The sequence below is a fragment of the Desulfovibrio faecalis genome (assembly GCF_053570625.1).
Genome location: NZ_JBRBQR010000001.1, coordinates 1,362,410 through 1,373,137, shown reverse-complemented (window position 1 = coordinate 1,373,137; position 10,728 = coordinate 1,362,410). Strand labels below are relative to the sequence as shown.

At 60.5% G+C, this 10,728-nt stretch carries 9 protein-coding genes; 5 read left to right on the top strand and 4 right to left on the bottom strand.

From position 1 onward, the window contains the following. The first annotated feature begins 3 nt into the window (after window positions 1-3). The 5 genes from ACUZ79_RS06050 (at window position 4) to clpB (ending at window position 5,434) form a co-directional block, all read left to right on the top strand. Window positions 4-540: a GNAT family N-acetyltransferase gene (locus ACUZ79_RS06050; protein ID WP_449251004.1), complete on the top strand. Its 537-nt coding sequence runs from the start codon at window positions 4-6 to the stop codon at window positions 538-540. Then, complete coding sequence (locus ACUZ79_RS06045; protein ID WP_449251003.1) at window positions 540-1,115, top strand: hypothetical protein; 576 nt, start codon at window positions 540-542, stop codon at window positions 1,113-1,115. The genes ACUZ79_RS06050 and ACUZ79_RS06045 overlap by 1 nt, the downstream gene beginning before the upstream one ends. Before the next feature lie 220 nt (window positions 1,116-1,335). Beyond that, window positions 1,336-2,316: a DnaJ C-terminal domain-containing protein gene (locus tag ACUZ79_RS06040; protein WP_449251002.1), complete on the top strand. Its 981-nt coding sequence runs from the start codon at window positions 1,336-1,338 to the stop codon at window positions 2,314-2,316. A gap of 115 nt (window positions 2,317-2,431) precedes the next feature. Then, complete coding sequence (locus ACUZ79_RS06035; RefSeq protein WP_449251001.1) at window positions 2,432-2,749, top strand: chaperone modulator CbpM; 318 nt, start codon at window positions 2,432-2,434, stop codon at window positions 2,747-2,749. Window positions 2,750-2,830: 81 nt separating this feature from the next. Next, on the top strand, window positions 2,831-5,434 hold the full coding sequence (clpB, locus tag ACUZ79_RS06030) for an ATP-dependent chaperone ClpB (protein ID WP_240824029.1): 2,604 nt from the start codon (window positions 2,831-2,833) through the stop codon (window positions 5,432-5,434). A gap of 176 nt (window positions 5,435-5,610) precedes the next feature. Here clpB and ACUZ79_RS06025 read toward each other — a convergent pair whose 3' ends face one another. From ACUZ79_RS06025 to ACUZ79_RS06010, 4 genes are all read right to left on the bottom strand, one after another. After that, window positions 5,611-6,678 carry a hypothetical protein gene (locus tag ACUZ79_RS06025; protein ID WP_240824028.1) on the bottom strand — a complete coding sequence of 356 codons (1,068 nt, stop codon included), beginning with the start codon at window positions 6,676-6,678 and terminating at the stop codon, window positions 5,611-5,613. A gap of 348 nt (window positions 6,679-7,026) precedes the next feature. Beyond that, window positions 7,027-8,151 (bottom strand): glycerol dehydrogenase, encoded by a 1,125-nt coding sequence (locus ACUZ79_RS06020; protein ID WP_215647171.1) that lies wholly within the window; start codon window positions 8,149-8,151, stop codon window positions 7,027-7,029. A 57-nt stretch (window positions 8,152-8,208) separates the two neighbouring features. After that, entirely contained in the window at window positions 8,209-9,594 is a 1,386-nt protein-coding gene (gene ftsY / locus ACUZ79_RS06015; RefSeq protein WP_449251000.1) for a signal recognition particle-docking protein FtsY, read from the bottom strand. A 9-nt stretch (window positions 9,595-9,603) separates the two neighbouring features. Then, window positions 9,604-10,722, bottom strand: a complete 1,119-nt coding sequence (locus tag ACUZ79_RS06010) for a hypothetical protein (RefSeq protein ID WP_449250998.1) — start codon at window positions 10,720-10,722, stop codon at window positions 9,604-9,606. Window positions 10,723-10,728 lie beyond the last annotated feature (6 nt).

Sequence of the window (10,728 nt, the reverse complement as noted above, 5' to 3'; positions counted from 1 at the left end):
TCCATGCTGACCATAACAACAGAAATATTTTCGCAGGTAGCCGCAGAAGCGGAACAACTCGCCGCCGCCCACTGGGATGAGGTGGAAGCCGCCCTGCACGGCGCACAGCGTTACCGACTTGATCATGAACGCTATGCCAGCCTTGAACGGCTGGGCATGCTGCACATAAGCGCCGCACGCGGACTGCCCGATACCGATCAGGGCGCAACCTCCAATACTTCCGGCGCTCCACTGGCAGGCTATGCCGCCTTTACTCTGGTGTCTTGCCCGCACTGCCCGCAAACTCTGCTGGCGGCTCTGGACGGGCTGTATCTTGCCCCTGGCGCACGCGGCGGCCTGTTTGCCCTGCGGCTGCTGCGCCACGCGGAGTCGGCCCTTGCCGCGCGCGGCGTGAGCCTTGTGCAGTACAGTTCGCCAGCGTCCCGCCCCTGCCATGCGCTCTACCGCCGCCTTGGAGCGCAGCCCACGGAGACCATCTGGCACAAAACCCTGCCGCCAGCGCCAGCCAAGGCCGCAGGAACAATTGAGGAGGACAGCTAATGGCCATTGCAACCAGCACCGCCGCCATGATCAGCGCAGCCGTGGCCCTCGCCGGGGCAGCAGCCGGAACCGTGAGCGCCGTGCAGCAGGCAGAAACCCGCCGCCAGCAGACGGAATACCAGTCCGACCTTGCGGCCCGCAACGCCCAGCAAGCGGAACTGAGCGCACAGGCGGCAGACGAGGCCGCCCGGCAGGAACGCCGCGCAGGATACGAAGCCGCGCAGGCCAAGCGGCAGGAGGCGGCTCGCATCATCGGCGCGCAACGCGCTCAGGCCGGGGCATCAGGAGCGCAAACCGGTGTAGGCTCCACACTGGATAAAGCCCTGGACACCGCCGAAAAAGGCGAACTGGACGCTCTCTCTGCCGAGCAGCAGGGGCAAAGCAGAGCACACGCCCAAGACATGCAGGCCTGGAGCCTGCGCAACCAGTCGGCTGTGTCGGCATCCAACGCCGACTTTGCCGGCTCGCGCGCCGAAACGGACTATCTGGGGCTGAGCAGCACCCTGCTCAACGGAGCCTCCCGCGTGGGCCGCAACTTTTACACCATCGGTTCACGCGGCCCGCTGCTGCCGTAGGGCACCTATCACTGCCATGCCTATAAGCCCCTGCCGTTCCCTTTCGGGCGGCAGGGGCCTTTTGTTGCTGTTTATGGAAAGCCCCTCGTAATGCCAGACAAAAACACGGCATTTGCCTATTGACGATGCGCGGCCCGATATTACTTTTTATGGGCAGGCGTTGTGAACAGGTGTATTCTGGACGCACGTCAAGGAAACGACCCGACGGGGAGCACGCATCATGGCAGTATCGTACAAGGATTATTACAAACTTCTGGGAGTTGAGCGCGCAGCGAAAGCCGAGGAGGTCTCCAAGGCTTACAAAAAGCTGGCCCGCAAATACCACCCCGACCTCAATCCCGGCGACAAGCAGGCAGAGGAGAAGTTTAAGGAAATCAACGAAGCCTATGAAGTGCTCAAAGACCCGGAAAAGCGCAAACTGTACGACCAGCTTGGCCCCAACTGGCAACACGGCCAGCAGTTTCAGGGCGAACCGGGCTTTGAGAATGTGCATTTCACGTTCAACGGCAAAAATTTTGACGGTTCGGGCTTTTCAGACTTTTTTGAAACCCTGTTTGGCGGCGGTGGCCAGTATGGCGGCGGCGCTCAGTTCGGCGGCCCCTTCGGCGGGCAAGCTGGCGGGCGCGGGGCCAATTTTGGCCCTGATCCCTTTGGCGGATTTTCGTCCCGTCAGCGGCGTGGCCGCGATGTGGAGGCGGAGCTGGCCCTGAGCCTTGAAGAAGTGCTACGCGGCGGCCCGCGCTCCGTGTCCATCAACATGCCCGCAGGTTCAAAGACCCTTGAGGTCAATGTGCCCGCCGGCATCCGCGAGGGGGCAAAACTGCGCCTCGCCGGGCAGGGCGACCCTGCGCCGGGCGGCACGCCGGGCGACCTCTTTTTGCGGGTGCGCTATCTGCCCCACCATGTTTTCAAGGTGGACGGAGACAACCTGCAATGCGATCTGACCCTGGCCCCGTGGGAAGCAGCCCTGGGCGCGCGGGTTGAAGTGCCTACCCTTGAAGGCAGCGTAGAAATGCAGATTCCCGCAGGCTCCAGCTCCGGGCGCAAGTTCCGCCTGCGCGGCAAGGGCCTGGGCGCTGGCGACAAGCGGGGCGACCTGCTGGCAAAGATCATGATTCGGGTTCCCGCCCAGATCACGGACGAAGAACGCGATCTGTGGAACAAGCTGGCCGAGATATCAACATTCAAGGCCCGCGCGTAGGGAACAATCAGGCAGCAGCCAGCGGACACCCCCGGCGGCTGCGCAGGGTTTGCATGCATATTCCAGCGGCGCCGCCGCAGGCGGCAACCGATACGGTTACTGGTGGAGGACACAAATGAGCATGACCCCGAAAAAACCTTCACTGCCCGTGCCTTCAACGGTCATGGCCTGGCAGGAATTCATTGAAGCCACAGGCATAGCGCCGGAGCGGCTTCAGGAACTGATGGGCCTTGGCTGGATTGAAGCCCGCACCAGCGCGGCGCAGGATTTCCTTTTTCGCGATGTAGACATCTACCGTGTACGCAAGCTTGAGCGCATCTGTTGCGACTTTGAGCTGCCCGTGCTTGGCGGCACTATTATTGTGGATCTTCTGGAGCGCATAGATTCTCTGGAACGCAGGGTGCAACGCCTGCAGCATTTTGAAGACGAATAGCCGGTTTGAGAGCATGCAGCCTCCCGGCCAGAAATAACAAAATTTTGCCCGCCGCAGCGCGGGCGCGTGTGGAGGAAGCTTATGGACATCAACAAATTTACGGATAAAGCCCGCGAGGCTGTGGGTCAGGCCCAGAGCATTGCCGCAGGTATGGGCCATCAGGAGACGGATGCCGAGCATCTGGCCCTGGCCCTCGTGCAGCAGGAAAACGGCATCGTGCCGCGCATTCTGGAACAGATGGGCGTGCAGCCCAAGGCCCTCAGCGTTGCCATCGAGGGCGCGCTGCGCAAGCGGCCTTCTGTTTCCGGCGGCGGCATGGACCCCAACAAGATCATGATTACCCAACGGCTGGCAAAAATTCTGGGCGATGCGCAGAACGAAGCCAACCGCATGAAGGACGAATACGTAAGCGTTGACCATCTGTTTGCCGCGCTTACCGATGTTGCGCCCTCCTCGCCCCTTGGCGAAGTTTTCAAGGAATACAAGATCGCCCGCGCCCGGTTTGTGGCAGCCATGGAAGAGCTGCGCGGCGGCGCGCGAGTGACCAGCGCCACCCCCGAAGACACCTTTGAAGCGCTGACCAAGTACGCCCGCGATCTCGTGGAGGCAGCCCGTCAGGGCAAGATGGACCCGGTCATTGGCCGCGATTCCGAAATCCGCCGCGTTATCCGCATTCTCTCGCGCCGCACCAAAAACAACCCGGTGCTCATAGGCGAGGCGGGCGTGGGCAAAACCGCCATCGTGGAAGGTCTGGCCTTCCGCATCGTCAAGGGAGACGTGCCTGAGGGCCTCAAGGGCCGCAAGCTCTTTGCTCTTGATATGGGCGCGCTCATTGCAGGCGCAAAATACCGTGGCGAGTTCGAGGAACGCCTCAAGGCCGTGCTCAACGAGGTGGAAAAAAGCGAGGGGCAGATCATTCTGTTCATCGACGAACTGCATACCATCGTGGGCGCGGGCAAGACAGAAGGCGCAATGGACGCGGGCAATCTGCTCAAGCCCATGCTGGCGCGCGGCGAGCTGCACTGCATCGGCGCGACCACGGTGGACGAGTACCGCAAATATATTGAAAAAGACCCGGCTCTGGAACGCCGCTTCCAGCCCGTCATGGTTGAAGAACCCACGGTGGAAGACGCCATCTCCATCCTGCGCGGGTTGAAGGAACGCTTCGAGGTGCACCACGGCGTGCGCATCAGCGACTCGGCAATTGTTGAAGCGGTGGTGCTTTCGCACCGCTATATCACCGACCGCCAGTTGCCGGACAAGGCCATTGACCTCATTGACGAGGCCGCAGCCATGATCCGCACAGAGATCGACTCGTTGCCCGCTGATCTGGACGAAGTGAACCGTAAGGTCATGCAGCTCGAAATCGAGCGCGAAGCCCTGCGCCGCGAAACAGACGCCGCCTCGCGCGAGCGCCTTGAAAAGCTTGAGAACGAACTGGCTGACCTGCGCGCCCAGCAGGCCAACATGCGCAAACAGTGGGAGAGCGAAAAAGGCTCCATCGACCATGTACGCGAAATCAAGGAGCAGATCGAGCAGACCAAACTTGCCATTGAGCAGGCCGAGCGCGCCTACGACCTCAACAAGGCCGCAGAACTCAAGTACTCCAAACTGCTTGAACTGGAAAAGAAGCTGGCCTCCGCTTCCGGCGCTGGTTCGGAACACGAAGGCCCGCGTCTGCTTAAGGAAGAAGTGCGCCCCGACGATGTGGCCGAAATTGTGGGCAAGTGGACGGGCATTCCGGTAACGCGCCTGCTTGAATCCGAACGCGAAAAACTTCTGCGCCTGGGCGACCAGCTGCACGAGCGAGTGGTGGGTCAGGACGAAGCCGTTACAGCAGTGGCCGATGCCGTGCTGCGCGCCCGCGCGGGGCTTTCCGATCCGGCGCGGCCCACAGGCTCGTTCATCTTCCTTGGCCCCACGGGCGTTGGCAAGACCGAGCTTTCCAAGGCTTTGGCCGAGGCGCTCTTTGATACGGAAGACAACATGGTGCGGCTCGACATGAGCGAATACATGGAGAAGCACTCCGTGTCGCGGCTCATCGGCGCGCCTCCAGGATACGTGGGCTATGACGAAGGCGGTCAGCTTACCGAAGCCGTGCGCCGCAAGCCCTACTCCGTCATCCTGTTTGACGAGATTGAAAAGGCGCACCCCGATGTGTTCAACACCCTGCTGCAACTGCTGGACGATGGACGCCTTACGGACAGCCAGGGACGCACGGTGGACTTTCGCAACTGCATAGTCATCATGACCTCCAACATCGGCTCCATGCACCTGCTGGACGGCATCTCCGCCGACGGCTCGCTGAAAGAAGGCGCGAGGGAAAGGGTCATGGAGGATCTGCGGGCGCACTTCCGCCCCGAGTTCCTCAACCGTGTGGACGAAACTGTGGTCTTTCTGCCCCTGCGGCGCGACCAGATTGCCCGCATTGTGGATCTTCAGGTCAATCGGCTGCGCAAGCGGCTTGAAGACCGCAAGATCAGGCTTGAGCTTACGGATGCGGCCCGCAAGTTTATTGGCGATGCTGGTTATGACCCTGTGTACGGGGCGCGGCCACTCAAGCGCTACGTGCAGCAGGCTGTGGAAACCCCGCTCGCCAAGGAACTGGTGGGCGGCAAAATCCGAGACGGCCAGTGCGTCACGGTGGACGCCACGGACGACAAACTCACCTTCAAGGCCGAGTAAGCGCCCACTGGTCGCAGTATAGAGGCTAAAATCATGAGGCCCACACGAACCATTTCGTGTGGGCCTCACTTATTGAGGGGTAGGGATGTGGGACAGGTTGCGCGGGATATCTGGCGGAATATCCTGCTGAATGTCAGATCACGGCGTCAGGCGGCAAAACCGCCAGCGCGCTTCGGCTACTGAATTTCTTCGGGCTTGACCACAAGCCAGTTCTTGTCGGCGGTGACGGGCTGGCCCAGTTCCTTCTGGCGGGCAGCGGCCTTGGTCCACATGCCTTCCATCTTCTTCATGGCGCTGTCTTTGCGGTTGATCCACACGCGCGCGCCGCCCTTTTCCACGTCCACACCGTTCAGCAGCATGTAACCGTCAGAAATGGGCGTGTCGCCGCCCACGATGATGGGCTTTTTCCACTGGTCGATGTAGCCAAGGATGGTGCCCATCTTGCCTTCGTACCAGGTCATGGGATTCATGAGGTAGGTGGTGAGCAGCATGTCGAGGTTCTTTTTCTGGTCGTACTGGCCCTTTTCGATCTGGAGGCGCGAGGTGGTCAGAGCGCCGCTGGCGGGATCCTTGAGCAGCATGGTGACGCCAATGACGTTTTCAGGCTTGACGTTGTAGCCGTACTTGGGGTCGCTGGCCACCATGCGCACCAGCTCTTCACTGGCGGCGGTCATAACGTACACGTTGATGCCGTTTTCCATCAGCTTGGCGTACAGTTCCTGCATGCCGGTGAAAGGCTTGGGCGGGTTGATGCTGGCTTCTTTCACGGTATCGCCGCTGTAATACTTGGCCTTGAGGGGCTTTTTGTACTCCATCAGGCCGTCCACATGGCCCTTGAGTTCCTTAAGCGTAAAACCAGCAAAAACCTGCGCAACCCAGGGGTAGCAGATGAGGTCTTCGGTCTCGCACAGGCGGTAGTAGTAGCTGACCAGACCTTCCTTGAAGTCCTTGGTATCCTTGAAGGGAATGAGGCGCAGTTCCTGGGGCAGCTTTTCGCGTGAGAGCGCGCCCTTCATTTCCATGTAGGCCAGCAGGGATTCTTCCAGATCATAGCGGTAGCTCGTGTTGTCCATGTCAAAAACGGCAAAGTTGCCCTGATTGGCATTTTTTTCAATCACCTTGTCGAGCTGTTCTTTCACAGGAGCAGGCCAGTGCTTCAGCTCTGTAGCGGCGTTGGCCGACTGGCTGAGCGTAAATGCAAAGACAAAGCAACTGACAAACAATGCAAGGCAAATTTTTTTCATCACACGACTCCAAGCGTTAAACGTAAACAATCCCCACAAAATACATATCGGCCCACAAACCCTTTCAAATGTATTCTCAGCACCAGATAGATGCTCAAATGATTATTTCAGACCAGCGTAACCTTCCAGTGCAGGGGAAAGTCAATGGGGGTTTTCATATCTTGTTAAGCAATAAAGGAACCCCCACTCGCAAACCGCAAAACGGCAAAATGCGCCCCAACCGGGAATAACTGGAGATCAGACTTCTCAGCGTTGCCCTGCAAATACGCAGAAAGGGGATTCCCGTGCAGGAATCCCCTTTCTATTGCTGACAATTTCAGCCCTGACGGCTTGCGCCGCAGGATAGTTTTAGCTTCTGAATGCGTTGCCCAGAGCGTCCGCCGCCATAATGGCCGCAGCTACGCTCTCTTCTGTAATGGGAAAGGGCATGGCATGGATGGATTCTTCGGGCAGGCAGGCTTTGCGGGCCACCTTGCGCAGGGCTTCCGGGCTGATATCCGTAATGCCTATGTCGCTCAGGCACACGGGCAGGCCCACCGAGGTGCAAAAGCCCAGCACTTCGTCCAGTTCTTCCGTGGGAGCGTTTTCCAGCACCAGTTGCACCAGCGTACCAAAGGCAACCTTTTCGCCGTGCAGGTAGGTGTGGGTTTCTTCCAGCGCGGTCAGGCCATCGTGAACGGCATGGGCTGCCGCCAGACCGCCGCTCTCAAAGCCCAGACCAGAAAGCAGTGAGTTGGCTTCAATGATGTTTTCCAGCGCAGGCGTCGCCATCTTGGCCTGACAGGCAAGCACAGCCTTGTAGCCGTCATCCAGCAGGGTGCGGTAGCAGGTGGCGGCAAGGGCTTGCGCTGCAAGGGTGCCTCTGGCCGGGGGGCAGTCGCCCGTACGCGCGCCGCAGGGCAGGCCCGCGTTGACGGGAGCGCACGAACGCACGTTGGCCCGCGCCTCAAAATAGGTGGAAAGGGCATCGCCCATGCCCGACACCAGATAGCGCACCGGCGAGGCGGCAATGATGGAAACGTCCATCAGCACCACATCGGGATTGCGAGGAAAATAGGCGTAGTCTTCCATTTCGCCGTCTGGCGTGTAGATCACCGCAGAATGGCTTGTGGGCGCGTCCGTAGCCGCTGTGGTGGGCACCACAATGACCCCCTGCCCCGCCGCCACGCAGCGCGCCGTGTCCAACGCTTTGCCTCCGCCAAGCCCCACGGTGCAGTGGCAGGAGTGCTGACGCGCCAGCTCGCCAAGGCGGGCGATTTCAACGCGTGAGCATTCGCCCTGAAATTCCGTTTCCACAAAGGTCACACCAAATTTGGCCGCTGTGGCTTCCAACGTCTGGCGCACCCTGTTCACGCTGCTTTCCGTGGCTACAAGCAAGGCCTTTGTGCCGTATTGCCGCACAAAATACCCAAGGTTGAGCAGTTCGTTCTCGCCCTGCACATACTTGGACGGACAGATAAACGCTCTTCTCATGGCATGCTCCGCTTCCGGCAATCACGCCGGCATTGCAGGTTTGAATCCTGAAGGGGCCTACGCGTCTTCCTTCACGCCCAGCAGGGCGCGGGCATAATCCTCGCCGCTGAAGGGGCGCAGGTCTTCCATTTTTTCGCCAAGGCCCACATAGGTGATGGGCAGGTGGTGCTGCATGGCAACGGCTATGGCTACGCCGCCCTTGGCCGTGCCGTCGAGCTTGGTGATGATGAGTTCATCAATGCCCGCAGCTTCCTTGAACAGTTTGGTTTGCGAAAGGGCGTTCTGCCCGGTGGTGGCGTCAATCACCAGAATGGTACGGTGCGGCGCGCCCGCATGCTTTTTGCCCAGCACCTGACGGATCTTGCTCAGCTCTTCCATCAGGTTGACCTTTGTCTGCAAGCGACCTGCCGTATCCACATAGAGCACGTCCACGCCTTCCTGAAGCGCGCGGTCCATGGCCTCGTAAGCCACGGCGGCAGGGTCGGAACCAGCGGTGCGCGCATGGAACAGCGCGCCCACGCGCCCGGCCCAAACCTGCAACTGCTCAATGGCGGCAGCGCGGAAGGTATCTGCGGCGGCAATCATGACCTTTTTGCCCTGCATGCGGTCGCGGTGGGCCAGCTTGGCAATGGTGGTGGTTTTGCCCACGCCGTTGACGCCGATCATCAGCACAACTTCGGGCTGGTTAACGGCTGCAATGCGGCGCGGCGCGCGAAAGATTTCTTCCACTTCAGCCATGAGCAACTGGCGCACCATGGCGGATTCCGTCACCTTTTCCTTGCGGGCGCGCTCTTTCAGGCGTTCCACCAGTTCAATGGAGGGTTCGTAGCCAAGATCGGCCATGATAAACAGTTCTTCCAGTTCTTCCCAGAAGGCGTCGTCCAGTTCGCCATGCCCGGCAAAGAGAGCGTCCAGCCCCTTGGAAAACTGCTCGCGGGTACGCGAAAGGCCCTGACTGATCTTGAGAAACAGGCGATTGCGCTCGTCCTCTTCGTCTTCCATATCAAGGGCAAGAGCCAGACGGTACTGCAATTCAGATCGGAATTCCTCCACCTGCCGATAATCCATGCGGGCGAGCCATTCCTGAAAATCGCGCACAAAGTTCTGCGCTTCGGCCTCCGGGGCATCAAGGGCGCGCAGCAAGAAGAACAGACGCTGCCACAGCAGGTCACCCGCTTCATCCACGCCCTCAAGCACAATGCCAAGCCATACGGAAAGCCGTGGCTCGGCCTCGCGCAGACGCAGGGTAAGAGCCTCATCAGCGGCAGATGCCGCAAAGGGCTGGGCAGCGGATTCTGCCGCCGGTTTCGCAGCAGGTTCTGCAAGGGATTCAGGTGCGGCTGCGCCAGCTTCTGCGTCAATTTCTGCGGGCACTTCCTGCGCCGCATTGGCCGCATCTTCCGCGCCGCCGAACATCTTTTTTATGGCAGAGAAAAAACCCATATGATCTCCTTATCTTCCGCCCTCTTGCACCGAGGGCTTGCTTTCCTTGCGGGCCGTTTGCCCTTCCAGCGCACCCAGCACTTCGCGCAGTGCCAGCACGCATTCTTCCACGGCCTGAGCCGCAGAAGCGGCGTTCGAATCAGTCACGGCCCACTGCATTGCATGCGCGGCAGAGGCCAGCCGCTCCGCGCCCACGCAGGGCGCTGCTTTTTCAAGAATCCGCCCCAGGCGGCACAGGTTGTCCGCGTCTTCCAGCGAGTAGAGGCGCAGCAGCAGATCAGGGGCAGGGGCAAACGTTCTGCCGAACATGCCAGCCGTAACGCGCCATGCTTCCGGACGGCGCAGCAAAAAGGCCCGCCCAAGCTCGGGGCTCACAACAGCCCCGGCTGCGATATCTTCGCTCAGGGGCGCGCCGCTCCCGCCCTGCGCCTCATGACTGCGGGCGGCGCTGTCGCAAGAGGAGTCAGATTCAAAAATACCTGCAGGGCCGGGTTCCGGCGATGGCGCAGGGACCGAATCAGCAGCAGGATCGCCAGACGCCGCAGCGCCGCGCGGCGTGGTACGCTCCAGCAGCAATGCTCTCAGCCGGGCCAGATCGCCCCAGTGCCAGAGCAGTGCCAGCAAGACCAGGGTTGCAAACAGGGCGGAAAGGCAAAAACGCGCCACTTCCCGGCGGGCCTTCTGGGCCAGATCTTCATCAGTAATGCGGGGCGAAAGGTACACTTCCACCGACCCCACGGGGCGGCCTTCCATCTTGAGCGGATTCATGCCCTGCACGCTGTTTTCCGCTATTTCATCGTCCCAGGGAATGGGCTCCCACTGGTAGTTGCGCCGCTGCCCTTCCAGCATGCCACGCGGCGTCTGCACCTTGATGGCGTAAATGGATTCATCGGTCATGGCAGCCATGACAATGGTGCGCGCGGTCAGTTCGTCGAGCTCCCAGGCGGGCAGGGAAAGCAGGGCCGCCAGTTGCGCTGCGGTACGTCCGGCCTCGCTGCCAAGACGGTTTTCCGCCTCCTGCCTGTCCTCATTGACGTTCCAGACGCCAAGCAGCAGGAACAGCAGCAAGGCCGCCCCCCATACAGCCAGGGCAAGCCTGCGGCGCAGAACGTGAGAGATGTTGGGCATATGCTT